Genomic DNA, 26,490 nt, shown 5'->3' on the forward strand with positions numbered 1-26,490 from the left:
GGAGATGCTAAATGAGGTTAGAATATACAAGTTTTAGAGAAAATTTACCAGTAGAAGTTGAGCTAGTAAATATCAAAGAATATCCTATACATTGGCATAAACACCTTGAGATACTTTTTGTATTGAAAGGAACTATTAATGTAACTATTGAATCAGAAACCTATGAAGTGGAAGAAAGAGAAATTGAAATTATAAATACAGAAGAAGCTCATAGGATTTATAGTGATGATGAAGAAAACAAAGTATTAATGTTTCATATAGACTTAAAATTTTTTGAGCAATTTTATGAAGATATAAAAAACATGTTCTTTTACGTTAATTCATCTGACGTGGGAGTTCAAAATGAAGAAAAATATGAAGTGATACGAAATTATTTATCTATAGTGCTTTGTGAAGTAGTACAAAAGCAGGATGATTATGATGAAATGATAGAAGAAACATTAATTGAACTTTTATATCATCTTATAAATAATTTCCACTATTTAATGTACGAGAAAGAAGAACTTAAGGACAATGAAGAACAACTTGAAAGATATCACAGAATAGTTAAATACATTTATCATAATTATAATAATAAGATAAGTCTTCAAGATATTGCAAAGAAGGAATTTTTAAGTACGCATTATCTTTCACATGAAATTAAAAATACTATGGGATTGAGTTTTAAAGAGTTCGTTAACTTGACTAGAGTTGAGGAATCTATAAAGCTTTTATTAGATACAGATATGACAATTTCCGATATATCTGAAGAAGTAGGATTTTCTCATAGTAGATATTATAATAAGCATTTTAAAAAACATTATAAACTCACCCCTAAACAGTACAGAAAGAAATATAAAGTAGATGAGAAGGATCTTGAAAAAATAAAAAAAATAGATTATTTAGATATAAAAGAAGCTATAGATTATGTATCTGAATATCTAGATGATTATGAAAGATTTANNATTTAATTATGAGGAAAAAATAATAAGACTTCAAATAGATGCAGCTGAATCAAAGGGAAATTTTAATCATGATTATAAAGAAGTGATTTACCTAGGGTATGGTTATGATCTTTTAAAAGAAAATCATAGAAAATATATAAAAAATATTCAAGATAATATAGGATTTGAATATGGGAAAATTACAAAACTATTTTCAAAGCACTTAGGAATATTTGAAAACAGTGAGTTTATAAATTTTATGTATATAAAGCAAATAGTAGACTTTCTTTTAAGTATGCAGCTGAGACCTTTTATTGTAATTGAAAATAAAAACTTTGAAGATGATAATTTAATATATATATTAAAATATTTTATAAAATTTTTTACAGAAGAGTATGGAGCTTACGAATTTAAAAAGTGGAAGTTTCAGCTTCACAAATCTATAGAAGGTGAGCTAAAGGAACAAATTATAGAGCTATTTACAGAACAATATAGCCTCCAACTTATAGATGAGTCTTATGCAGAAAGCAAAACCGTAAATCCCATATATGATACCTCTTATATGCTCCCATATATAATAAACAAGGCAACTTTAGAGACAGAATCCAAAGATTTTATAAAAGCGGTAGATGTAATACAAAAGGATATAAATATAGACAATCAGCTTTTTATAGGTGATAGTGGAATTATAAATAGCTTTGGAATTAAAAAACCATCTTATTTTGCTTACTATCTTTTAAGTCAATTAGGTGATACTTTAGTATGTAAAGGTGAAGGATATATTGTAACATCTAAGGGAGATGATTTACAAATCCTTTTATACACTCATAGTGAAGATCTAGGGAATCTTATTGAACTTGAAGAACTTAGAAAAAAAAGAGGTAGTAAAAATGTTAAAGAAAAGAAATATTTCTTAAATATAACGAATCTGTATCATGATTATAGAGTTACTATGTATGAAATTAGTGAAAAGAAAGGGTCAGCCTTTAATTATTGGTTGAATTTAGGGAAACCGCAATTTATTGAAGAAGATGAAATTGAACTTTTAAGTAAAGCAGCCTTTCCTAGTATAAAATTTAAATATGCTAAAAAAAGTACAGTATTTCACTTAGCTCCTAATATAGATGGCTATGGTGCAACACTAATTTTACTCAAAAAAGTACAAAAGCACCCTTTTTAGGGTGCTTTTATACTTTTTTGAAGAATAAAGTTTAACGCAAAGTCCTTAAAAATGTACTTTTTATAGAGCAAATAGGTGAGTGCATATATTTTTTTGTACTATTATAATAGTAGTATAGGAAGTAGAGACGTTTTTTAGAAGGGTATTAGTACAAAAAGCATTGATGAAAGAGAGTGATAATTTAAGAAATGAAAGATAAAGAAATAAAATTAACATTTAATACTATTAATACGAGGTGGATAGCATGGGATTGGACAATAGAATTTTTTCTGACGGAAAGGTAGGTCGGTTATTACTTAAATTTGCATTGCCTACAGTAATATCGATGTTCGTTGCAGAACTTTATAATATGGTAGATACTTTTTATGTAGGCAGATATGTAGGGGCTAATGCTATAGGTGCGTTAACAATAGCATTCCCAATTCAAAGACTACTTTCATCAATAGCATTATTAATTGCAGTTGGAGCTTCTACTGCGGTAGCGAGATTTTTAGGAGAAGAAAATTATGATGATTTAAAGAAAACTATAAACAATGCCTTTATATTAACTTTAATATCTCTTACAGTAATACCACTTATAATTTTTACATTTAAATCATCTATTATAACAAAGTTAGGTGCAAGTAATACTATTTTTCCATATGCAAATCAATATATAAGTATCATATTATTTGGTGGAATATTCCAGGCATTTACATTTGTACCTTGCTATATAATGACAGCCTTAGGAAATAATAAGATAACAATGATTGCAACATCAATAGGAGCTATATGTAACGTAATTATAGACTATGTATTAGTTGTAATATTCCCAATGGGTGTTATGGGAGCGGCAATAGCAACAGTAACATCACAAATAATATCATTTATATTTGTAGTTTATAAGTTTTCAAGAGTTAAAAGTGCATTAAGATTAAAACTAAGCTTTAACTTAAACAGCGCTATAAGTAAAACTATAATGGCAATAGGATTTTCAACCTTTATGATTGAGATATCGGATGCAGTGGTTGCTGTATTATTAAATAACATACTGGCATCAGAAGGTGGAGATGCAGCAGTTATAATTGTAGGAGTTGTAACAAGAATTTCAATGTTCTTATATATAACAGTAATAGGAATAAGTTCTGCTATGCAGCCAATTGCAGCATTTAATTATGGAGCTAAAAATTATAAGAGATTAAAAGAAATAGTTAAAAAAGCTATTATTGGAGTGGTAGTAACTTCTATAATACTTTGGGTAGGAATGTTGATATTTGCAGAACCTATAATAGGAAGTTTCTTAAAAGAGAAAGATTTATTACCACAGGCTGTTAAGGCATTTAGAATATGTATATCAGTATTCCCTACAATAGGACTTTACTATGTATCAATATACTTTTACCAATCAATTGAAGAAGCAAGAACAAGTTTTATACTTTCAATATATAGACAGTTAATATTATTTATACCTATAGTAATACTTCTAGTAAAATCATTAGGAGTAACAGGAGCTTGGATTACTTATCCAATAACTGATATAATTTCAGCGGTAACTGGATATTATTATATTAGAAAAGCAATAGCTTTGGTAGATGAAGAAAGAGAAGCTCATATAAAATCTAAAGAGATAGAATCTCTAAATTTCTATTAATAATTTAATATTACAAATTAAGGTGTCTTAAAAAACTAGTCAATGTTTTGGTTATTTTATTTCAGATGCCTAAAATGTGCAATCTATAGTTAGAGTATGTATTTTAATTCTTCCTTTGCAATGTTTGTTTAATATTTAGTAATTTAGCACCTACTAAATATTAACTTAAAATATACTACTGACTATAGTTGCACTTTTTTTATGTACAGACAAATATTGTACAATTGAGAACTTAATTTAATTCACAATTCACAATGCAAAATTCACAATTATGGATATTTCTCAGCAGAGACTGAGAAATTTAGAATTAATTTATTTTTGAAGTTACATAAGTAACTTCTTATAAAAAATAATTAGAGAAATTAGTTTTATAAAACTAATTTCCACCATAATTGTAAATTGTCTATTTTCAACTCTCCATTGATTGTCTATAATATATAATTATACAGCTAAATAAAGAATATCTTATAATTAGAGCAAAGGAGTTGTATGGAAAAATATGGACAGTGTTTTAAAATATATAGGAATGAGAAATATTAAAACAGCATTAGCAGTAACTTTAAGTGTGGCTACTTCGGAGCTTTTACACTTAGAATATCCATTTTTTACAGCTATTGCTGCTGTTCTTGCAATGCAAGGATCTTTTATTAGAGGTTATGAAGTAGGACGGGATAGATTATTAGGAACGATAGTAGGTGCGATAATTGGACTTATTTCAGCTTTAATTGCACCAGGAAACTTAGTTATGATTTTTATAGGCATAGTAACAGTAATATTTTTACTGAATGTGCTAAAATGGCAGAATTCTTCTTATGTAGGATGTTTAATGTTTTGTGCTATAATGTTAAATCTAAATGGAGATAGTCCGTACATATATGCATTTTATAGAACTCTAGATACTTTTATTGGAATAATAATAGCTTCTTTAGTAAACTATTTTATATGTCCTCCTAAGCATATAGAATTAATAAAGAAACAGTGTATAGAACTTATAGATGAGACTATTAATATAGTAAGTGAAGATACATATTATGATGGTGAAATAGAATTAATTTCTATTGAAAATAAAATAAAGACTTTAGAAAAATATTTAGAGCTTTATTTATCAGAACATGAACTTTTAAAAAAAGAAAAGAAAAATGTTAAACATATTGAAAGTGTTTTAGAACATAGTAAAATCATACTTTACAATATTAAAATACTCATGAGTTTATCTAAGGATGATTCCACTGATGTAATAGCAACTGAAGACAATAAAAGTTATATATCAGAAAATATTGGTGTTAACTTAAATGAAGTTGTCTATAAGCATCACATAAATAACATTATAAAAAATAAGAACAATTTAGCTTCTTTAAAAGTGGAATTTAAATAGGATATGTAAATCAAATATAGTAAAAATAATAATAGTTTAATATAAAAACCAGCAGATACTCTGCTGGTTTAAAGTTACATATAGGTAAATAATATCATATATATAGGTATAAATATTAGACTAAAGGCAGTAGAAAGTGTAGAGATAGCTGTAGCATACTTATAATCTCCATTATAATTTTTTGAAACAATAGCTACTTGAGTCATCACAGGAAGGGCGGCTTCAATTATAAATACCTTCTTCATAAGTAAAGGCAAGTCCACAAATTGGAGAATAGAAATCATTATTAAAGGTGATATAATAAACCTTCCAATTAATATTACAATAGTACTTAAATCTAACTTTAAATCCTTTAGCTTAAGCTCGCTAAGAGTAATTCCCATAAATAAAGTAGAAAGTGGCGTAGTTAGGTTTCCCATATATTTGCAACTATCTAATATAGCCTTAGGAAGTTTTATATTTAATAGTATACAAAACATAGAAAATATGAAAGCAATAAGTGGTGGAGAAAATATATTTTTTAAATTATCTTTGTTTATAAAAGAATTTGTTAAAAAACCACCATCTTTTTTAATTCCATAAACTCCTATGGTCCAAAATGTTAAGGTATTTATTATATAGTATAAAAGTACATAGGTTATTACATTTTCACCAAATAATGATGTGCATATAGGTACTCCTAAAAATATAGTATTAGAAAGAGAAAACATAACACTAAAAGTACCACGTTTATTCTTATCAATTTTTAAAAGCTTGATAAATATAAAGCTTAATAGATAGTTTATAAGCATCGTTGCTAAAGGTACTAATAAACCTATAAGTGATTGAGAAAGTGTTTCTTTTGTAAAGTTAGTTACTACATTAGAAATCATAAAAGCTGGTAGAGATATTTTTATTACTAATTTAGAGAATAAGTTCGATACTTCATTATTAAACCATTGCTTTTTAGTAAGATAAAATCCTAATCCCATCATTATAAAAATGGTAAAAACGCTTTGAAGTGCATCAAGAATAACCATTAAAAACCCTTCTTTCTATAATGCATGTTAAAAAATAACTAGTCAGTGTATAAAATAAAATACCACATGTAATTTAGTTAATCATTTTCTTTTCTAAGTCTAAATATGGATTATAGTCATCTTTTAATTATAATGGAAAACACAGAATTATGAAATAATTTCATTGTAAGAATATGTTCAAGAAGTAAATCCTATTTTTAACAATATTATACTGAACTGTTGAAAATAGTGTTATAATTGAGGTATAGTACAGACAGCATACTAGAAAGGGTTGTGACTATTTAATAGAAAAAATAAATATATCTTATGTAGGGGAGAACAGTGTTCTTCAGAGAATTTAAATGGAATTTCATTATCATATATTGGACTAATAGTTTATATTTCAACAAATAATATTTTAGAATATTATCTTCATAAGATGATTAAACAAATGGTAAGGAGAAAGGTAAAACATGTATTTAGAGAATTTAGAAGAAATATTAAGATTAATAGAAAATATATCTCCTCATGCAAAAGATTATGTAAGTAAAGCGTTTGATAACAAAAGAGTTGAGATAGTCCACTTTATGTCAACAGAAGAAAATAAGGGTGTATTTCTAATAGTTGATAATGATGATTGTTGTATCTTTTATGCTTCTTTTCTTAATGAATCTAATATAGAGCAGGTTTTGAAAGTAATAGAAGATAAAACTAATAAATATATTTCAAAAATAAATTCAAAGGAAATCTGTTTTAATGTATATGGGGAAAACTCAAAAGTAATCAACTTGGTAAGAATGTTAGGGTTTAACATAGATATGGAGGGATTTCATCTTGAATATGTTGGTAAAGATGCACCTATGATAAATGATTGCAAAATGATTAATAAAGGATTTAACAGTAGTATGTTAAAAGAATCTATCGATTTATTTGATAGTTCATATTATCAGTTGAATAAAGATAATGGATGGAAAATAGATAGTCATGCTATATATGCAGAAGAATTTCATAATAAACTTAATCAATTAGATAAATTGAATCAAGTATGTTCATTTTGGTTAGATAATGAACTAGTAGGTGCATATATATTTGAGCAGAATTATATAACAGATATTGTTGTTAGGCCAAGTTTTCAAAACAAAGGATATGGAAGTTATATATTAGCACATTGCATTAGAAATATGATGACAAATAAATTTGTTAAAAATATAAGACTTCGAGTTACAAAATCAAATGTTAGTGCTAAAAGGTTATATGAAAGAAATAATTTTATTGAGATTGCTTGCTTTGCAGAATATACATATAAATAATTTCTAAATATAAGGAGATGTTAAAGATTTTATAGTGTAGACTACTATAATCGAGGGGGAGAGAACTTTGAAAATAACATTGAAAGTTCGGCTATTAATACATTGAATATGATTACAGAACTTATAAAGAGAATTGGTATAGGAAATTTATAAGCTAGAAATTGCATATATATTTTCAATATCAGATATTGGTAGAGAATTTGAGATTTTAATAAATAGTGTTTTAAAATAAATATTAATTATTGGAGGGATTGAAATTGAATATTTATTTGACTGTTTTAAGCGGAATATTAATAATTATTTTAATATTAGAAAAGACATCTAATTCTAAGACTGCTTTAAAAATAAAAATTGAGCAATTAGAAAATGAAATTTTATTGCTAAAAAAGGGAGAAGATAAAAATTTAGATGGTGAAATCAGAAATTTATTAAATGAAAATAAAGATGTGAAAGCAGTAAAATTAGTGAGAGAAACATTAGGTTTTGATTTATTACAGGCAAAAAAGTATGTAGATAATATAAAAGCTAATAATAATTTACACATTGGTTAAGTGGTAAAAGTTAAATATAAGATTAAAAATTCAAATATTTTATTAAAATATCGTATTATTCAATAATGAATTTTACGGTATTTTTTAATAGAAATATAATTCTATATTAAGTTTAATAGTCAGCTTATAATACTATTTTTCGTTGTAATAAGAAGCAGGAAAAAGATATTTTCTAGGGAATATGTTGAGAAAAGAGATTTGAATATAATATAATGCATAGAAATAGTAAATGATGATATGATGTTTTAATATAAAATATAATTAGATTAAGTTCGGAATCTGTATATATTGTATGACTGTTAAGATAAATATTGTAGTATAGTTTAATACTTACATTATAATATTTAAAATCTGAAAGAATGAATATGATAATACTGATATGTAAGGAGAAATAAAATGAAAACAATATTTGAAAACAATATTATTAGATTAAGGGAAGCTAATTTAGAAGATGCAAAAGAATTATTAAGTGTAACTAATGATGAGGAAGTTATAAAATATTATGGAATGGATCCATATAAAAACATAAGAGAAGCAGAAGATGAAATTAATTGGTTTATAAGCCTTTTAAAAGAAGGAAAAGGGGCAAGATGGGTCATAGCAGATAAAGATACCAATAAATATATTGGAGATATTGGTGTTTTTAATTTTGATAAAAATCATAATAGAATTGAAATTGGATTTAAGCTTAAAAAGGAGTATTGGAATAAAGGAATAATGACTGAATGTATAAAAAAGACTTTAGAATTTGGTTTTAGTGATAGAAATTATAATAGAATTGAAGCATTAGTTGATAAAAGAAACATAGGTTGTAAGAAAACTTTAGAAAATAACGGATTTAAATTGGAAGGATTATTAAGAGAATATGAATTTGAAAATGGTAATTATGTTGATTTAGAAATGTATTCAATTTTAAAGCGTGAATATATTAAATAATTATATATGATTAGTATATTGAAAAAGAATTTTAAATTTATTCGTATATTTAAAGAGAGGGTAAAGTAAATGCTTTATAAAATAAGAGATATTTATTAAAAAAGCCTCACCAATCAAATAGGAGCTTAGAATTATAAATAATAGGGTACATAAGGAGAAGTATATGAGAAATAGATTAGGGATGTCAGGAAGTACAATTTATTCAAATCCAGAATTATATTCGGAATTATTCATAGAGGGTATTGATCATATTGAAATTGGAGAATTCCCTAATGAAGAGGCACTAAATAAATTTTTAGAAATAAATAAAGTAAAAGGACTTTCATTTGGAATTCATTCACCATTATTACGTGATGGGAGTAAATATGATTTACTTGAAAAAGTTAAATATAAGCCTAGTGATGCATGGGACATGCTAGAAATTGAAGCGAAAAGAATGGCAGATTTAGGTGCAGAATATCTTTTAGTCCACTTTCCATATTTTAAGGATGAGGTATCACTTAATACTAATCAGTTAATTAAAGAGGGATTAAAGAAATTAAGTTATATACAAGAAAAGTATGGTATTAAGCTAATATGTGAGCCAAAGCTTGGATTAAATCGTTCTGGAGCAGGCATAAAATACCTTCAAAACTTTCCAATAGAAATATGGGAAAAATATAACATACAGATATGTATAGACATTGGTGATTATCTTATTGCTACAGGAGATGAAATTTTAGATTATTTAGAAAAGTGGAAGGATTTTATAATAGAAGTTCATTTACACAATATTCATTATGAAGGAGAGGATTATGTTTGGATACCAGTTCATCCAGATCAAGAGCATAATGGATACAGTCATAAAGTTGAACACATAATAAGATTTTTAGCACAATGTAAGGATGTATCCTTTATTTTTGAACATACACCAGAAACTAATCCAAGTAAAAAGGTTGTGGAAGAAGGATTAAAGTGGGTAAGAGAGATTATAGGTTAAGATATATGAGAAATTTGAGTAGGACATAAATTATAATGGCAATTGTTTTTTAGGAGTGAAGTAATAATGAATATATGTGTTTTAATGGGCAGTATGAGAAAGAATGGCAATACTGAAATGCTAATACGACCATTTGTAGAACAACTGAAATCTCAAGATGTAGAAGTTCAATACATATGGCTTTGTGATAAACATATTGAGCCTTGTAAAAGTTGCTTTGTTTGTCAAGATATCGATGATAAGCCAGGTTGTCCTATAAAAGATGAAATGGAACAAATTTATAAATCAGTTTTGGAAGCAAACTGCATAGTTTTTGCTACTCCAATTTACTCTTGGTCCTGTACAGCACCAATGAAGGTAGTTATGGACAGGCTTTTCTGTATGAATAAATTCTATGGAAATACTAAAAAGCATTATGGATTATGGGAAAACAAAAAGTGTGCAATTATAGCTACCTGTGGTTATGAGATAGAAAGCGGTGCAGATTTATTTGAAGAAGTATTAAAGCGACTTTCAATACATTCACATCTTGATTATTTAGGAATGTTAACAGTTAGAGACATTAATGGGATTATTGATTTTCAAACTGAAGAAGTTATTGAAAATGCTAAAGATTTTGCATTAAAAATTTATAATAAATGTGAATGATATAATGGTGTAATTTTCTTGGGGCAATTATACATTATAAGATTATAAGAAGTAACTTAAAGTACAAGGGGGGCAAATAATATGAAATATAATAATCAAAGTGTACCAACATTAGAAGAAGCAATGATAATTTTAAAGGAAGCGGAAAAGTTAAATCCTGGTGGTTGGGTCAAGCATTCAATGTATGTGGCTGAGGGGGCGAAACTAATTGCAGAACAAACAGATAATCTAGATTCAGAATTAGCATATATTTTAGGGCTATTGCATGATATAGGAAGAAGAGAAGGGGTACATGGCATGAGGCATGGACTAGATGGATACAATTATGCAATTAGAAATGGATATGATTTAGTAGCAAGAACTTGTTTAAGTCATACAGCCTTTAAATATAACAATGAAGTTATTATTGTAGGAAAATGGGATGGTACAAAGGAAGAATATAACTTTGTAAAAGAATACTTATCAGGTACAGATGAGACAGACTATGATAAATTAATAAAATTATGTGACTATTTATCACTACCAAATGGATTTTGCTTAATTGAGAAAAGACTTGTAGATATAGCATTAAGAGGTGGGATTAACGAATATACAATACCAAGGTGGAAATCAACCTTTGAAAATCAACGTTATTTTGAAGATAAAATTGGTAAATCAATCTATAGTATATTACCTAATGTAGCGGAAAATACATTTAAATAATATTCTGTTAGATACTACTACGTAATAATTAGGAAAGCGACTAATTTCTTAAGATACCATATTATTCAGAAATGGATTTTATGGTGTTTTTTATTGCATAATTTAAAATACTTTACGATTTTTATATTAATTTTAATAAGTAAATTATAATACTATGATAGGTGCTATTTTTATTTAAATAAGGAGGAGAACAGTATTCTCTAGAGAATATATTAGGAATAAAAAATTAGATATGGTACAAATTTATAAAAATATAAATTATTACAGTATTTAAATGAAGGATGTTATTTTATAGTTATATGTATTTAAAAAATATATTTTGTGTAACGACGAATAAGTAGGCTATTAGATTTTAAAAATATATTAATAGGTATTTAGTAAAATGCAGTATAACCTTAAGACTGATTCTATATTATTTAGACTTTCTAAATGGATGAGGTGTAGTTATTATGTATCAAATAGTAGAATATGAAAAAGATGATTTTTATATCACAACGGATTTTAAAAAAATAGATATTAATGTTGTTTGCTCACTTCTGGCACAATCTTATTGGGCCAATTCTCGCAAAAAAGATGTAATTATTAAATCCCTAAAAAATTCATTATGCTTTTCTCTATTTCATAAGGATAGACAAATTGGATTGATAAGAGTTATCACAGACTGTGCTACCTTTGCATATTTATGTGATGTTGTAATTGCTGAAGATTATAGACATAAGGGATTAGGAGCATGGTTTCTACAATGTGTTTTTAAATATTCAGATTTACAAAATTTAAGGCGTTGGTGTCTTGCTACGAAAGATGCACATGAGTTTTATAAAAAATTTGGATTTAGCGATTTAAGTAATCCTGAAAAATTTATGGAAATATTTAATGATTAGTATTTACAGTAAGAATAAAATCTTAAAAAACTATAACTTTTATCAAATATTATGCAGAAAGTTAATATTTTAATAGATATTATTCTATACAATTACGTGAAAGTGATTATTTAGCATTACAACAATAAAAACTGAATATTAAAGCATTAAATGATTTCTCTAGGCTGATATATTTAATAAATTTGGGGAAAGATAATTTTGCGACAATATTTATTAAATATACTAGGAGGTAATTATGAAGAAATATTTAAGTTATTTTTTAATTATATGTACTGTAATGGTAGTTCAATCGTTCATGGGAATTAATATAAGTGCTAAACCAGTTGTTGAGGTTTCAGCTACTTCTCTAAATTCCACTGAGGATAAAAAATTTCCTATTCCAAAGTTAGTAAAGGTTGAGCAGATTTCGCCTAATCAAATTCAAATAAGCTATGATAGAGATGTAGATAAGAAATTAGGGACTAAAGCAACTAATTATTGGATTCAAGATACAAAGAATGTTAAACCCAAACATATAGCTACTCTTGGTAAAAATGATAAGGTAAATGAAAGTAATTCACTTACTGATAATTTAGTTAAAATTAGTTCGAAGGATGGTTCAGCAAAAACATTTATATTAACTTTTAACCAAGATATTCCTAGAGGAGAAGAATATAAACTAATAATTTGTTATGTAACTGTTGAAGGAGCTCCTCCTTATAGTGGAGATAATGGAGCAGCTACATTTGTTGGTAAATAAAGGATAACTACATATTCAAAAGGTAAGCTAAAGATTAGCTTTAATTGTATAAAATATTCAATATAATACCGTATTATTCAGAAATGAATGTACGGTATTTTTGTGTTATCATTCAAAATAGTTTACGACTTTATATTGAGTTTAATAGGTAACTTGTAGAGTATGATAAGGGTTAGATTTGTAGAAATAAGAAGAAAAGTATTTCCTAAGAAATATATTACGAATGAAAAGATATTTAGTATGATATAAATTTTATAAAGTTAATACAGTATTATCCATTAAAGATATTATTACTTTATATGATTAAGCAAATTGATTATATTGTAAACTAAATAATGTTCTTTGAAAATTGAATAATACGGTATTTGAAAGCATGTTATAATATGGATAAAATGGACATGTTTTAATCACAATTGTAGGAAATTGCGTCTAAATTAATTTTAGGGAGGTATCTTATGTATCAATATTATAAGGGATTGATTATTAGAGAAGGAGCAGATGGGCTTAAAGGGGATACGATTAAAAAAATGTACAATGAGGTTGGTTGGGTGTCTGCAAGTCAACCGTCATGGCTAGATGAAAAGTACGAAATCTGCTTTAAAAATTCATCATGGGTTTTCACTGTCTGGGATAAGGAAGATATGATAGCTATGGTAAGGGTTGTGTCAGATAGAGTTATGACTGCAACAATCCAAGATCTGGCTGTGAAAGAAGAGTATCGAGGAAAAGGCATAGGTAAAAAACTTGTGGACCTGTGTTTAGAAAAGTTACCCCATGGAAATTGGTGGGCGCATACAACTCCAGAAAATTATGACTTCTATAAAAAATGCGGATTTGAAATTCCTCAAATATCTGATAGTTCAACAATGACATATATGGGATATATTAAGGCTAGATTAGAAGGACATAGATAGATAATGTTTTACATTTTTCTTATTTAACGATTAAAATATAAAATCAAATAATTTTTCTAAATACCGTATTATTCAGAAATGAATTTTACGATATTTTTACGTCGTAATTCAAATAATTTATGACTTTATAGTAATTCTTAATAAGTAGATTATAGTATTATGTTAGGTACTAGTTTTGTTGAAATGAGAAGGAGAACAATATTCTCTAGAGAATATATTATAAATGAAAAAAGTTAAATATGATATTATATATTAAAACTAAAAAATAATTTTATATGAAAGTGAGCTGGTTATTTTGAATTATAGATTACTTGAAAAATCAGAACTTAAATTATTAAGTGAAATTGATAGAAAAGAAATAGTAAATGAAGTTTATTATTTTAAAAATAATAAACTTGAAATAGTAAATGAATTTTATAATATTGAAAGATGGATTTTAGAAGAATTACAAGATTATATTAATAGATTAGAAGATATATACGATAGAAATGGAACTATATATGGTGCATTTGATAATGATAAAATTATAGGTTTAGCTGCCTTAGAAAGTAAATTTATTGGTAAAAATAATGACCAACTTAAACTTGATATGCTTTATATAAGTAATAATTACCGTAAAAAAGGTATAGGCAAAAATTTAGTAAATTTATTGTGTGAAAAGGCAAAGGATTTAGGAGCTAAAAGTCTTTATATATCTGCAACACCATTTAAAAATACAGTAAACTTTTATTTTGCTGTAGGTTCAAAATTAACAAATGAAATAAATAAAGAGTTATATGAGTTAGAACCATATGATATACATATGGTATTAGAATTATAATTATTTCTAGACAACACTATTTCATAATTATCCATATTTAAAATAGAAAATATATTTTGTGTATCTTTACTTTATACTTATTATGTGTTTTTATATTATAATTTTCTATATGTTTATAAGCATATAGAAAGGTTAATTTATATGAATGAATATGTTTTTAAGAAAATAAGAGATGCCATTGAGAATAAGCAAAAATCTCATCCATTTCGAATATTGATAAATGGAGCTCAAGGCTCTGGAAAGACTATGTTTGCTTCTGAACTTGTTGATTTTCTTAAGAGCAAAGGCTTTGAAGCTTTTCATGTTACTATTGATGGATTCCATAATCTATCTAACATTAGATATCAGCTTGGTAGAGATTCAGCATAAGGATATTATAAATTTGCATATAATTTAGACTCATTTTATGAAAAGGTACTTAAACCATTAACAGAAGATAAACCATATTATATTCCTGCAATTATGGATCTAACAGAAGATAAAGCAATAAAATTAGATCCTGTTTATGTAAATTTGAATTCAATATGTGTTGTAGATGGAGCATTTTTATTAACTCCTAAATTATATGATGGATGGGATTTAACAATATATCTACAAGTTCCAATAGAAAAAGCAAAAGAAAGAGGAACTTTAAGAGATGCTTGTGATTTAGGTGGATTGGATGAAGCAAAAAGAAAATTTGAACAGCGATATCATAAAGCTTATTCAATGTATCTTAAGGATAATCAACCTGAGAAATTTGCAGATATAGTAATAGATAATTCAGATTATACAAATAGAAATATAAAGTTGATAAGATGTATGGAGAGTAATATAGATTAGTAGGATAATCTATATTGAAATTAGTTTTAATTTTGAGAATAGTTTATATGTGAAAATTAAATAGTTTTCTCATTAGGGGTAAAAATGCGTGAAAAAACTTTTGGAACAAAATTAGAAAATGAGAAGTATAAAGATAGAATAGGCGTTTATGCAATAATTCTTAATAACAATGGTAAAGTTGCTACGGTAAAAACAGGAAAAGGTTATTTTCTTATTGGCGGTGGCATAAAAAAGGAAGAAACGCATAGAGAGTGTCTTATAAGAGAATGTCTTGAAGAAACAGGATACGATATAGAGATTAAAAAATTTATATGTAAAAGTGATAGATATCACTATTCAGATTCACTTAATTGTTACTTTCATCCTATTGGATATTTTTATCTTGCAGACTTAAAGAGTAAAGTACAAGAATCAATAGAAACAGATCATAAACTTGAATGGATTTCTATCAAAAAATTAGAAGAAAAAATGTATTTAGAACATCAAATGTGGGCTATAGAGCAAGTAATTAATTTGTAGAGATTATTTCAATAAGGAAGTGAAGAAATTGGAGAAGGAAGTAAAAGAATTATTTAATATACAAGTTTTAGAAGAGTACACAAGGCGATTCGGTATAGATATTTCTACTCTAAATTTAATTGGAAATTTTCATGAATCAATGGATGAAAGACTATATTTCGCAAAGTAAATCTAGAATTGAACAAAGAATTCCTATAGTAAATGAATTAATTAAAAGTATATGATATAATCACTAATAATTAAGATAAAGTTTTTTAATAATATTAAATAAGGATAAAGTCTATAATCCTTATAAATAAAGGGTTGCAACTGCTAGTTGCGGATATTCAAGGCTTGCTTGGTAGAGTGCAACCAAGAAGCGGTGATAGGATAAAGACATCAAATAAGAGGAGGTCTTTATATGACTTTAGGTGAAAAAATACAACAACTTAGAAAGACTAGAGACTTGTCACAGGAACAATTAGCAGAGCAACTTAATGTTTCAAGACAAGCGGTCTCCAAATGGGAGCTAGGAGAATCTCTTCCCGATATTAATAAAATAATTCAATTAAGTAAAATATTTCAGGTTTCAACTGATTATTTGCTTCATGATGAAATCGACAGTGATATGGATATTCCAGTTGTAAAAAATAGCAATAATTCTTTAAAGAACCAATATGGTATGAAAACACTATTTGCTGTGACCACTGGTATGATTATAATTGGGTTAATTATGTCAATTGTAGCTCAATTCACTTGGCAGACTTTATTTTCTGTTAGTATTGGGTTTATTGTTCAAATTATTAGTATTATGGTCTTTGAGGGCTTAAAAGACCGTTATGCCACTGAAGGAGAAAATCAATTAACGAGAAAGAAATTTTATTTACTGAATATTTGGTTCATATTACCTTTTCCTATAATTATTTTATCTGAAACTATTTTTAGATTTATCCCATGGACTTATAGAATTATAGAAAAAACGCTATTTACAGCAGTTTTTTATTTTGTAACTTGTGGAGTTACTACATTTATTCTAAAAAAGAAGTCTAAAATTAACCAAGACTAATGAGCATAATCAGTAGTTATAGATAATGTATCTGTTTCTTATTTATATAACAACAATAAAAACTGAATAATTCCTTAAGATATCGTATTATTCATAAATGAATTTTACGGTATTTTTGCATTACAATCCAAACAGTTTACACTTTATATTAACTTTAACAAATAACTTATATCAGTATTTTAAATGATTCTTGTTAGGATATATGAGAAATAAATAGAAATTTAAATGTCTGTACTATTTGTATAAAACAATCTTTTAAAATACATTGTATATTTTAAAAGGAAAATAACATTCTTAAAACTAAATAATAGGATATTATAAGTTGGGAATTTTTATAAAAATATAAAAAATATGTTGTAATTTTCTTATTAGATGAATTGTATTAATTAAGTGATATAAAGGAAAAATTTTTGTAATGGAACACTTATCTAAGGATATTGTAGCAATGATTATTTTTTATATTTTTAACACATTTATATTTTCTATAATTGGTCAGTTTATTTTTGTATGGGATGATTTTACAATATCATATCATATGTTTACATACACTGGATTGATGACACTGTGTGGAGTTATTGTGATACGTACTTATATTGTAAGTGAGAAATTAAAAGAAGTTAAAGATATGTTTAAGAAAACAAATACCTCACAATCTTAGTATAATTTTCGCATAATTAATTTTACGTTAAAATGTATTGAATATCAACGAGATGAGTAGAATGATTTAAATTTCACGTTGTAATATGTTGTGATAAAGGAGTGAAAAGCAGACATGTATTGTAATGGATGTGGGAAGGAAGTTAATCAAAGTATGTCATTTTGTTCTAATTGTGGACAAAAATTAAATTTAAAGGAGGATTTTAAAACAGATGGTGAATTCTCCTTAGGAGTAACTACCGAGGAATTACAACTATTTGTTGGAAGAGAAAATGTGGATTATTACATGTCAAAGTGGAGATTCAATAGGTATAGCGAAAATAATAATTCTTCAGGTTGGAATTGGGCAGCTTTTTTATTTCCCCTTCATTGGATGGGTTATAGAAAAATGTATGTGTATGTAATTGTAACTATGTTAATTTCTTTATTCTTATACCTTATAATTCCTAAACCATTGGTACCATTAATAGCATTGGTTGTAAGCATATTTGGAGGAGTATATTGGAATAAGCTATACTATAATCATGCGATAAAAAAAATTACTAAAATTAAAAAAAATGAAGCTAATGATAAGTATGTAAATTCAAGAATAGTAGATCGTGGTGGAACAAATATTATAATTGTATTTGTATTTATATTGGTTCAAATAATTAATATATTTATTTTTCATGTAATTATATATACACTTCAATAAAGTTCATATATAAGAATTATTGCCTTATTTAAAATGAGGAGAATTTATTATGGAGAGTGAAGACTCATTAATTTACGTCCAATGTATTATAATAATCATATTTACAATTATTTATACAAGAAAAGTTTACTTTAAAGATATAAAAATTGAATTTAAAAATATTAATAAATCTGCGAAAGGTGCATTAATAGCAATTTTAACTTCAATAATTATCACTTCACTATATAATAAATATTTTATAAATTCTTTATAAATACTTTTCCTATAAATAAAATAGACTATATGAAAGAATGGATAATTTTTTCAAAGAGCGTAATAAAGATATAGATGAATGTTAGCATTTATGATAAGAGTAGATCATAGAGGGTTTGCAATCAACACAATAAAAAAATTAATAATAGTATCCAGATAGTTAGAGTAAAGGAAATATTATTTTATAGCTATATATATTTAAAATAATAAATTTATTTCCTGTAGGGGAGAATAGTGTTCTCCCGAAAATCCAAATCCAATTCCATTATCAGATATTGGACAGTCAGTTCACATTTCAATAAATATTATTTCATTATAAGATAGGTCTTGATAGTCATCAATACATTAAAATAGTAGGTGAAATCGTGCAGTTTAAAAGTTAAGATAATGATGTGTCAATAAGTCTATATTAGGTAAAAGGAGGTTTCACTGTGGAGATAAAATATACAGTAAATTTACCGACAAAAAAGGAGCTATTTTCCTTATATGAGTGTCTTGGGTGGAATGATTTTTTACAATTAAGCCAAGAACAATTACTAAAAGCAATGGAGCAAAGTTGGTATTCAGTCTATGCATATCACCAAGAAAAACTCATTGGTACTGGTAGAATAATTTCCGATGGTATTATAAATGCATATCTATGTGGATTGGGGGTAGACCCCAATTATAGAAACAAAGGGATTGGAACTGAGATTAGTAAGAGATTAGTGGAATATTGTAAAAGCAGCAATTTACATATACAATTTTTTTGTGAAGAAAAATTACTTCCTTATTATGAAAATATGGGTTTTGAAGTTTTTGCAATTGGAATGAGAGCAAAGTAAATTTAAGAACATAAGAGAACATTGCAAATAAATGCAAATTTACATTAAAAGAAAAGATAAGATTAAATTTAAGTATTAACTAAAAATATATTTCGGCTTAAAAGGAATTAAACCACTATGGGATAAATTTATCCTTATAGTGGTTCTTATTGTTTATGGAAGACTTTCTTATAATAGTGTTACAAATAAATACTATAATTAGAGGTGTAAATATGAATTCAAATATTAGACCAGTATGGGCTGAAATAGATTTAGATGCAATTGCATATAACATGAAACAACTTAAAAGTTTATTAAAGGATAAAGAAATAATAGCAGTAATAAAGGCAGATGCATATGGACATGGAGCTATTGATGTAGCTACTGTATTATTAGAAAATGGAGCTGCAAGATTAGCTGTAGCAGTTATAACAGAAGCTATGGAACTTAGACATGCAGAAGTTGTTGCACCAATAATAATCTTAGGATACACACCTATAGATTTTGCAGAGGAAATAATAGAAAATAATATAGAGCAAACAGTATATAGTCTAAGCTACGCAAAAGAATTATCAAAGGAAGCAATAAAAAGAGGGAAAAAAGCTAAGATTCATATTGCAGTTGATACAGGAATGGGTAGATTAGGATTTTTACCTAATGAAGAAAGTTTTAAAGAGGTTTTAGAAATATGCTCCTTGGAAGGGCTTATAATAGAAGGCATATTCACTCATTTTGCAAGTTCTGATGAAGAGGATAAGAGATATACTTATGAGCAGTTTAGAAAGCTACAAGAATTTTCTAATAGACTTTCTCTTAAGGGAATAAACATACCACTGAAACATGCAGCTAATAGTGGGGCTATAGTAGATTTACCAGAGACTTACTTAGATGGAGTTAGAGCTGGTATATTATTATATGGATATTATCCATCCTCCTATGTAAATAAAGAAAGGATATCTTTAAAACCAGCNNTAGATATAAAGAAAATAACTTTAAAGCCTTCTCTTACTTTAAAAACTAAAGTTGCACATGTTAAAAAAGTAGAGAAGGATATGTATATAAGCTATGGAAGAACCTTTAAAACAGAAAGAGAAAGCAGAATTGCTACTTTGCCAATAGGTTATGCAGATGGATATTCAAGGCTTTTAAGCGGAAAGGCTAAGGTTATAATAAATGGGAAATTAGCGAAAATAGTAGGAAGAATATGTATGGACCAATGCATGATTGACGTAACTGATATAGGAGAAGTCAAAATAGGTGATGAAGTTATACTTATTGGACAAGATGGCGATTTAAATATTGATGCAGATTATATAGCAGAACTTATGGGAACTATTAATTATGAAGTGATTTGTATGATTAAACATAGAGTTCCTAGGGTATATATTAAAAGTGGAGAGATTATAAAGATTAGAAATTATTTTTAATTTCTAATCTTTATTAAAATTATTACTTCAATTTTTACTTTAGATATACTATTTTTAAATTGTTAGTATTATAAAAGATTTTAACAATAAATGGTTTAGTGATACAATAAGAAAAAGATGTATAAGAGAGGAGAGAGGTATATGAGTTTTACTAAGATTACCGTTAGATATGGAGAGACTGATGCTATGGGGGTAGTACATCATGCCAATTATTATTTATATTTTGAAGTAGCTAGAGAGGACTTAATTAAGGAACTAGGAATTTCGTATAAGGAACTAGAAGAAAGTGGAGTTATGCTGCCACTTGTAGAAACTCAATGTAAATATATGGAGGCTGCTAAATATGATGATAATTTAGTAGTAGAGGCTACTATTAGCCAATTAACGCCAGTTAAGGTTAGAGTTGCTTATGTTATTCGAAGAGAAGAGGATAATAAAATATTAGCTAAAGGAAGTACTCTTCAAACCTTTGTAGATAGGAAAACTTTCAGAATAATTAATTTAAAAAATTTCAATAAAGAGCTATGGGATAATCTTATGAGTAATTATCAGTGTCAATAACTTATGCAATTGAGAATTGACGATTGACAATGGACAATTGTTGATACTTCTCTTTTATAAGAGAAGTTTTAAATTTGTATCTTTTAAAAGTGAGAAGGTCACTTTTATTAAAAATCTATTAAAGAAATTAGGTTGTAAATTATAATATTTAAAGGCATAGATATATTGGAATATACATTATTTTATCTATAGATGAAAATATATTGAGATGTTGATAATATAATTAAGTAAAATAATGAAAAACTCCTCCTTAGAGAGATGATTAAATTATAATTAATCATCAACCTAAGGAGGAATTTTTAGAGTATTTATTAATTTAAATTACTATTTAGTGTAATTATCGAAGTAACCTTGAATGTATATAATAGGTGTACCTTTATCTCCACTTCCTGAAGTTAAATCAGAAAGAGAACCGATAAGGTCAGTAAGTCTTCTAGGAGTAGTACCTTGTGATTCCATAGCACCTACAAGATCTGACTCTTTATTTTTAATATATTCAGAGATAGCTTTTTTAAGTTCTTCTCCTTTTAAATCAGCAAAATTATTATCAGCAAGATATTTTAATTTAACTTCGTTAGGTGTACCTTCAAGTCCTTTAGTATAAGCTGGTGATACAACAGGATCAGCTAGTTCCCAAATTTTTCCCACTGGATCTTTAAATGCACCATCACCATAAACCATGACTTCAACAGTTTTTCCAGTCTTTTCTTTTAGTGCAGCTTGTATACTATCAACAACAGGTTGGCAGTCACGAGGGAAAAGTTTAACACTTTCTTCTGTAGCTTTATTTGAACCTAAAAGACCATAGTTTTCATTATAACCACTACCATCTATTGATGTTGATAAAATATCATCTAGGCTATAAATTTTTTCTCCACCATTAGCTTTTAAAATTCTTTTAGTTCTAAATCTTGTATGAATATCGCAAGTAAGAACATTTTTTGTATAATCTAAAATTGTTTTTGAATTATTTGAGAATATTATTTCGCACTCAGTACCATATTCTTCAATTAAAGATTTATAATAATCAATATAGTCAACACCAGTAAAAGGATGTTTGTTATATCCAAAATGATCACGGAATTGTTTTTCAGTTAAAACATCTGTCCAAGGATTCACACCTTTTTCATCAAGCATATCTATATCTACTAAATGGTTACCTACTTCATCAGATGGATAGCTAAACATTAATACAATTTTTTTAGCTCCTTTTGCAATACCACGTAAGCAAATTGCAAAACGGTTACGGCTTAAAATTGGGAATATAACGCCAACAGTATCATCACCAAATTTTGCACTTACATCTTTTGCAATTGCATCAATGCTTGCATAGTTTCCTTGAGCACGAGCGACTACAGATTCAGTTACAGTAACCACATCTTTATCATTAATAGAAAAACCCTCTACTTCTGAAGCTTTTAATACACTGTCTACAACAATATCTGCTATATTGTCTCCTTTATTTATAATTGGGGCACGAAGACCTCTAACAACAGTTCCAACTACTCTTTCCATTTAAAATCTCTCCTTAAGCATTATTTATTTTCGATTGAAAATGTACTTTACCCTTTTACTATATACTATTTTTATGATATAAGTAAAGTAAATAGATATTATATTAGGTATAAGGAGAGCTTATATGATAAACAAATTAGATTTATACAAAATTTTCTGTCAAGTAGCTGAATGTGAAAGTTTTTCTAAAGCTTCTAAAATACTTTACATGACACAACCAGCTGTAAGCCAAGCAATTATGCAACTTGAAAAAGAACTAGATATAAGACTTTTCACTAGAACACCTAAAGGAGTTAATCTTACCAAGGAAGGACAACTGTTATATGAATATACAAGTTCCGCTATTAATTTAATTAGTGTAGGAGAAAAAAAATTAGAAGAAGTTAAAAATTTAATGGTTGGAGATTTACAGATAGGTGTTGGAGATACTATTTCACGATATTTTTTATTACCTTTTTTAGAAAAGTTTCATAGTAAATATCCAAATATTAAGCTAAAAATAATCAATCGTACAACTTTAGAACTTTGTGATATGCTAAAGTCAGGGGAAATTGACATTGCAATTGGTAATTTACCTATTAAAGACTCTTCTTTAGAGATAAGAAAATGTATAGATATTAGAGATGTTTTTGTTTGTGGAGAAAAATATAAAGAAAAATTATCTGAACCTATAAGTCTTGAAGAGTTAGCTGAGCTACCACTTATATTACTTGAAACTAATTCAAATTCAAGACTGTATGTAGAAAAGTATATGCTATCAAAAGGAATCAAAATGAAACCAGAAATTGAACTTGGTTCTCATGAATTATTATTAGAATTTGCAAAAATAAATTTAGGTATATCCTGTGTTATTAAAGAATTTTCGCAAGAGTATTTAAAAAATGGTCTATTATATGAAGTAAAGCTTACTGAAGAGATTCCAAAAAGAAGCATAGGAATTTGTTTTCTAAAAAATATATCTTTATCACCCTCTTCAACAAAATTTGTTGAAATATTAGAAAGTGAATAGATTTAAAAGAGTAAATATTAAAGAAGCTATAAAGTTATGCTAGGTAAAAATTATTGATGTATTTCTAGAACATAGGGCTTACCATATAGGACAGGCCCTATGTTATACCTTGTTTAGTTATCATGTTGCTTTTTATATATAATAAAAATTATAAATACTATTATAGTTATTAAAGCCGATAATAACATAAATATATTATTAATTAGAAAAGTCTTTACTGATTTATCTTTATAGTTATTTTGATTTGTGTCTCTATCTTGTATGCTCGCATTAGTTGCAGCAGCGGATTGTTTTTTATCTTCATCAATCTTTTTTTGTGCTTCAAAGTATTTCCCTTCATTTATGTATTGTTGGTAACGAAGTACCATTTCATATGGTTAACTTATAAGTTCTAAAGTTTTATAATCTTCAGATGTACATTTAAATATCCAAGTATCATTAATTTTATTATCATCTAATAAAATTGCTACAATAACGTCTCCAATTCTAGGAATGTCCTCTGTTCCATAATATTTGTCAAATTCTTTCACTTGAAATTCTTTTTCTTCAATACTTCCCATCATAATAGTTAATGGTTTAATGTTGTATAAGTCAGTATTAATATCAGTGATTTTACCTATAAAAAGTGCCTCTTGTTCGTCTAAGATAATTGATTCTGGTATATCTCCTGCAAAAACATTTGTACTTATAGATAATAATAAAATAAGAATGATAACAGTAACTTTTTTAATCATCTGAAACCTCCTAAAAATATTCATGATATATAATTTAAGCATTAATAAAAGGCCTCTATTTTGCATATATGTAACTAATTATAACATAAGATACCAATTTCTTTATTTATATGAAAATATGTTTATTTAGTAAATATAATCTTTGAATTATATATTTTAAGTAGTAGATTTATGAAATAGTAATTGAGTAGAAAGGACAATTTTTCTGTATTAATTATACCTATAGATATGACGTGAACTATTTGATAAATAAATAATGTTTTGATTTAAAAAATGTTATTATAGATGAGGAATAAAAAGTAAAAGTAAATTTAATTAAGTAAAATTTAGCTTAAAAACATATTTATCTCATTTTAACATTTATTAAATTTATTTACGTACTCTTTATAGGTAATGTCAATATTAGAATAAATAACTATTAGATAAAATACATTTAAGATTCTTATAAATAATTAAAATTTTAGGAGGGAAACAAAATGAAAAAAGTAACAAAAAATTTATCTCTTATCTTAATTTTATCTCTATCTATAGTTCTTTTGGCAGCTTGTGGCAAGAAGGAAGAGTCTAAGGTAGAGACAACAGGAAAAACAATTTCTACAAGTGAGCTTAAAGATAAGATTGGTAAAGATGATTGGGTTATTGTAGATACGAGAGAAAGTGATGCCTTTAATGGTTGGAAATTTGATGAGGTCACAAGAGGTGGTCATGTAAAAGGAGCTACAGACTTTTCAGCTTCTTGGTTAAAGGTTGACTCTCAGGATAAGGAGAAAATATTAGATGAAGCTTTGAAAACAAAGGGAATCTCAAATGAAAAAAATATTGTTCTTTATGATGCTAATGAAAAAGATGCTAGTGAAGTAGCAGATTATTTAGCTAAAAAGGGATATGAGAATTTATATACTTATGACGTTAAAGAGTGGGCTAAGGACTCAAGTCTTGAAATGGAATCTTATCCAAATTATGAAATGGTAGTTCCAGTATCTTGGGTAAAAGATTTAGTAGAAGGAAAGAAACCCGAAACTTATAATGGCAATGACTTTAAAATATTTGAAGTTAGCTGGGGTGATGAGACAAAATCACCAGATTATTTAAAAGTTGGTCACATAAAAGGTGCAGTACATATAAATACCGATGAAGTTGAAGAAGGACCTCTTTGGAATCGTCTTTCAGATGATAAACTTATAAAATTTGCAGAAGGCAAGGGAATTACAGTAGATACAACCACTATATTATATGGACCAGATTCAACTGCAGCTTATAGAGTTGCTGCTATATTAAAGTATTTAGGTGTTAAAGATGTTAGAGTAATAAATGGTGGAACTGAAAAGTGGAAAGCATCAGGATATGAACTAGAAAAAGAATCGAATAAAGCTACTCCAGTAGGTTCTTTTGGAGTAACTACACCAGCAAATAAAGGGTATATTATTGATATGCCAGAAGCTAAAGAGATATTAGCAGATAAACAAGGAAGTAAATTAGTAGATATAAGAGCTTGGGAAGAGTATACAGGTAAAATCTCAGGTTATGACTATATTAAACCAACAGGACGTCCAGCTGGAGCTGTTTGGGGACATGCAGGTACAGACTCATCAAGCTTACAGGACTACAGAAATTTAGATAATACAATGCGTAATAAAGATGAAATTCTAGCTATGTGGAAAGAATGGGGAATTACACCTGATCAAAGATTATCCTTTTTCTGTGGAACAGGATGGAGAGCAGCAGAAGTATTAGTATATGCTGATGTGATGGGACTAAAAGATATTTCTCTTTATGATGGTGGTTGGAATGAATGGAGTGGAAACACCGGAAATCCAGCAGGACCTGTAGAAACAGGAGAACCTAAAAAACAACAATAATTAATAG

Annotated in this window: 31 protein-coding genes; 27 read left to right on the top strand and 4 right to left on the bottom strand. The window is 27.0% G+C overall.

Features of this window, described 5'->3' with window-relative positions:
• The first annotated feature begins 11 nt into the window (after nucleotides 1-11).
• The 4 genes from B3603_RS09655 (at nucleotide 12) to B3603_RS09670 (ending at nucleotide 5,108) form a co-directional block, all read left to right on the top strand.
• Nucleotides 12-950, top strand: coding sequence for an AraC family transcriptional regulator (locus B3603_RS09655; protein ID WP_291563913.1), 939 nt, complete (start codon nucleotides 12-14; stop codon nucleotides 948-950).
• Complete coding sequence (locus B3603_RS09660; RefSeq protein ID WP_291563915.1) at nucleotides 931-2,103, top strand: GH39 family glycosyl hydrolase; 1,173 nt, start codon at nucleotides 931-933, stop codon at nucleotides 2,101-2,103. The genes B3603_RS09655 and B3603_RS09660 overlap by 20 nt, the downstream gene beginning before the upstream one ends.
• A 244-nt stretch (nucleotides 2,104-2,347) precedes the next feature.
• A complete protein-coding gene (locus B3603_RS09665) occupies nucleotides 2,348-3,733 on the top strand; it encodes an MATE family efflux transporter (RefSeq protein ID WP_291563917.1) in 1,386 nt (461 codons plus the stop codon).
• A gap of 499 nt (nucleotides 3,734-4,232) precedes the next feature.
• Nucleotides 4,233-5,108, top strand: coding sequence for an FUSC family protein (locus tag B3603_RS09670; protein ID WP_291563918.1), 876 nt, complete (start codon nucleotides 4,233-4,235; stop codon nucleotides 5,106-5,108).
• Between the two features lie 74 nt (nucleotides 5,109-5,182).
• On the opposite strand, the gene B3603_RS09675 is transcribed toward B3603_RS09670, so the two are convergent.
• Nucleotides 5,183-6,127 carry an AEC family transporter gene (locus B3603_RS09675; RefSeq protein WP_291563919.1) on the bottom strand — a complete coding sequence of 315 codons (945 nt, stop codon included), beginning with the start codon at nucleotides 6,125-6,127 and terminating at the stop codon, nucleotides 5,183-5,185.
• 452 nt (nucleotides 6,128-6,579) lie between these two features.
• Between B3603_RS09675 and B3603_RS09680 the strand changes: the two genes are divergently transcribed.
• From B3603_RS09680 to B3603_RS09780, 21 genes are all read left to right on the top strand, one after another.
• Nucleotides 6,580-7,416: a GNAT family N-acetyltransferase gene (locus tag B3603_RS09680; RefSeq protein ID WP_291563920.1), complete on the top strand. Its 837-nt coding sequence runs from the start codon at nucleotides 6,580-6,582 to the stop codon at nucleotides 7,414-7,416.
• A gap of 257 nt (nucleotides 7,417-7,673) precedes the next feature.
• Entirely contained in the window at nucleotides 7,674-7,967 is a 294-nt protein-coding gene (locus tag B3603_RS09685; protein ID WP_291563921.1) for a hypothetical protein, read from the top strand.
• A gap of 396 nt (nucleotides 7,968-8,363) precedes the next feature.
• Entirely contained in the window at nucleotides 8,364-8,903 is a 540-nt protein-coding gene (locus B3603_RS09690) for a GNAT family N-acetyltransferase (protein WP_291563923.1), read from the top strand.
• 163 nt (nucleotides 8,904-9,066) lie between these two features.
• Nucleotides 9,067-9,882 (top strand): TIM barrel protein, encoded by an 816-nt coding sequence (locus B3603_RS09695; RefSeq protein ID WP_291563925.1) that lies wholly within the window; start codon nucleotides 9,067-9,069, stop codon nucleotides 9,880-9,882.
• Between the two features lie 66 nt (nucleotides 9,883-9,948).
• The gene (locus B3603_RS09700) at nucleotides 9,949-10,530 is read left to right on the top strand and encodes a flavodoxin family protein (RefSeq protein ID WP_291563927.1); all 582 of its coding nucleotides are present in this window, start codon (nucleotides 9,949-9,951) and stop codon (nucleotides 10,528-10,530) included.
• An 81-nt stretch (nucleotides 10,531-10,611) separates the two neighbouring features.
• A complete protein-coding gene (locus tag B3603_RS09705; RefSeq protein WP_291563929.1) occupies nucleotides 10,612-11,232 on the top strand; it encodes an HD domain-containing protein in 621 nt (206 codons plus the stop codon).
• 449 nt (nucleotides 11,233-11,681) lie between these two features.
• On the top strand, nucleotides 11,682-12,113 hold the full coding sequence (locus B3603_RS09710) for a GNAT family N-acetyltransferase (protein WP_291563931.1): 432 nt from the start codon (nucleotides 11,682-11,684) through the stop codon (nucleotides 12,111-12,113).
• Between the two features lie 235 nt (nucleotides 12,114-12,348).
• Nucleotides 12,349-12,852 (top strand): hypothetical protein, encoded by a 504-nt coding sequence (locus B3603_RS09715; protein ID WP_291563933.1) that lies wholly within the window; start codon nucleotides 12,349-12,351, stop codon nucleotides 12,850-12,852.
• Between the two features lie 455 nt (nucleotides 12,853-13,307).
• The gene (locus tag B3603_RS09720; RefSeq protein WP_291563934.1) at nucleotides 13,308-13,766 is read left to right on the top strand and encodes a GNAT family N-acetyltransferase; all 459 of its coding nucleotides are present in this window, start codon (nucleotides 13,308-13,310) and stop codon (nucleotides 13,764-13,766) included.
• Between the two features lie 295 nt (nucleotides 13,767-14,061).
• The gene (locus B3603_RS09725) at nucleotides 14,062-14,586 is read left to right on the top strand and encodes a GNAT family N-acetyltransferase (RefSeq protein ID WP_291563936.1); all 525 of its coding nucleotides are present in this window, start codon (nucleotides 14,062-14,064) and stop codon (nucleotides 14,584-14,586) included.
• A gap of 141 nt (nucleotides 14,587-14,727) precedes the next feature.
• Entirely contained in the window at nucleotides 14,728-14,955 is a 228-nt protein-coding gene (locus tag B3603_RS09730) for a hypothetical protein (RefSeq protein WP_291563938.1), read from the top strand.
• 93 nt (nucleotides 14,956-15,048) lie between these two features.
• Nucleotides 15,049-15,408, top strand: coding sequence for a hypothetical protein (locus B3603_RS09735; RefSeq protein ID WP_291563940.1), 360 nt, complete (start codon nucleotides 15,049-15,051; stop codon nucleotides 15,406-15,408).
• A gap of 84 nt (nucleotides 15,409-15,492) precedes the next feature.
• On the top strand, nucleotides 15,493-15,927 hold the full coding sequence (locus B3603_RS09740) for an NUDIX hydrolase (protein ID WP_291563942.1): 435 nt from the start codon (nucleotides 15,493-15,495) through the stop codon (nucleotides 15,925-15,927).
• Nucleotides 15,928-15,955: 28 nt separating this feature from the next.
• Entirely contained in the window at nucleotides 15,956-16,096 is a 141-nt protein-coding gene (locus B3603_RS09745; protein ID WP_291563944.1) for a hypothetical protein, read from the top strand.
• Between the two features lie 231 nt (nucleotides 16,097-16,327).
• Nucleotides 16,328-16,972, top strand: a complete 645-nt coding sequence (locus B3603_RS09750) for a helix-turn-helix domain-containing protein (RefSeq protein WP_291563946.1) — start codon at nucleotides 16,328-16,330, stop codon at nucleotides 16,970-16,972.
• 415 nt (nucleotides 16,973-17,387) lie between these two features.
• A complete protein-coding gene (locus tag B3603_RS09755; RefSeq protein WP_291563948.1) occupies nucleotides 17,388-17,630 on the top strand; it encodes a hypothetical protein in 243 nt (80 codons plus the stop codon).
• A gap of 114 nt (nucleotides 17,631-17,744) precedes the next feature.
• Nucleotides 17,745-18,323, top strand: coding sequence for a DUF2628 domain-containing protein (locus tag B3603_RS09760; protein WP_291563949.1), 579 nt, complete (start codon nucleotides 17,745-17,747; stop codon nucleotides 18,321-18,323).
• A 49-nt stretch (nucleotides 18,324-18,372) separates the two neighbouring features.
• Nucleotides 18,373-18,576 carry a hypothetical protein gene (locus tag B3603_RS09765; protein ID WP_291563951.1) on the top strand — a complete coding sequence of 68 codons (204 nt, stop codon included), beginning with the start codon at nucleotides 18,373-18,375 and terminating at the stop codon, nucleotides 18,574-18,576.
• Nucleotides 18,577-19,006: 430 nt separating this feature from the next.
• Nucleotides 19,007-19,399, top strand: coding sequence for a GNAT family N-acetyltransferase (locus B3603_RS09770; protein WP_291563953.1), 393 nt, complete (start codon nucleotides 19,007-19,009; stop codon nucleotides 19,397-19,399).
• 212 nt (nucleotides 19,400-19,611) lie between these two features.
• Nucleotides 19,612-20,805: an alanine racemase gene (gene alr, locus B3603_RS09775; protein WP_291563955.1), complete on the top strand. Its 1,194-nt coding sequence runs from the start codon at nucleotides 19,612-19,614 to the stop codon at nucleotides 20,803-20,805.
• Between the two features lie 141 nt (nucleotides 20,806-20,946).
• Entirely contained in the window at nucleotides 20,947-21,366 is a 420-nt protein-coding gene (locus tag B3603_RS09780; protein ID WP_291563956.1) for an acyl-CoA thioesterase, read from the top strand.
• Nucleotides 21,367-21,690: 324 nt separating this feature from the next.
• On the opposite strand, the gene B3603_RS09785 is transcribed toward B3603_RS09780, so the two are convergent.
• The gene (locus tag B3603_RS09785; RefSeq protein ID WP_291563958.1) at nucleotides 21,691-22,881 is read right to left on the bottom strand and encodes a coenzyme F420-0:L-glutamate ligase; all 1,191 of its coding nucleotides are present in this window, start codon (nucleotides 22,879-22,881) and stop codon (nucleotides 21,691-21,693) included.
• A gap of 124 nt (nucleotides 22,882-23,005) precedes the next feature.
• Here B3603_RS09785 and B3603_RS09790 point away from each other — a divergent pair, with 124 nt between their 5' ends.
• Nucleotides 23,006-23,890, top strand: a complete 885-nt coding sequence (locus tag B3603_RS09790) for a LysR family transcriptional regulator (protein WP_291563960.1) — start codon at nucleotides 23,006-23,008, stop codon at nucleotides 23,888-23,890.
• Between the two features lie 113 nt (nucleotides 23,891-24,003).
• Here the strand turns inward: B3603_RS09790 and B3603_RS09795 are convergent, their stop codons facing one another.
• Nucleotides 24,004-24,258: a hypothetical protein gene (locus B3603_RS09795; RefSeq protein WP_291563962.1), complete on the bottom strand. Its 255-nt coding sequence runs from the start codon at nucleotides 24,256-24,258 to the stop codon at nucleotides 24,004-24,006.
• Nucleotides 24,259-24,267: 9 nt separating this feature from the next.
• Nucleotides 24,268-24,624: a hypothetical protein gene (locus B3603_RS09800; RefSeq protein ID WP_291563964.1), complete on the bottom strand. Its 357-nt coding sequence runs from the start codon at nucleotides 24,622-24,624 to the stop codon at nucleotides 24,268-24,270.
• A gap of 476 nt (nucleotides 24,625-25,100) precedes the next feature.
• Here B3603_RS09800 and B3603_RS09805 point away from each other — a divergent pair, with 476 nt between their 5' ends.
• Nucleotides 25,101-26,483: a rhodanese-like domain-containing protein gene (locus B3603_RS09805; protein ID WP_291563966.1), complete on the top strand. Its 1,383-nt coding sequence runs from the start codon at nucleotides 25,101-25,103 to the stop codon at nucleotides 26,481-26,483.
• Nucleotides 26,484-26,490 lie beyond the last annotated feature (7 nt).

It is taken from the genome of Clostridium sp. UBA2485 (assembly GCF_002341865.1).
Lineage (GTDB): Bacteria > Bacillota > Clostridia > Clostridiales > Clostridiaceae > Clostridium_J.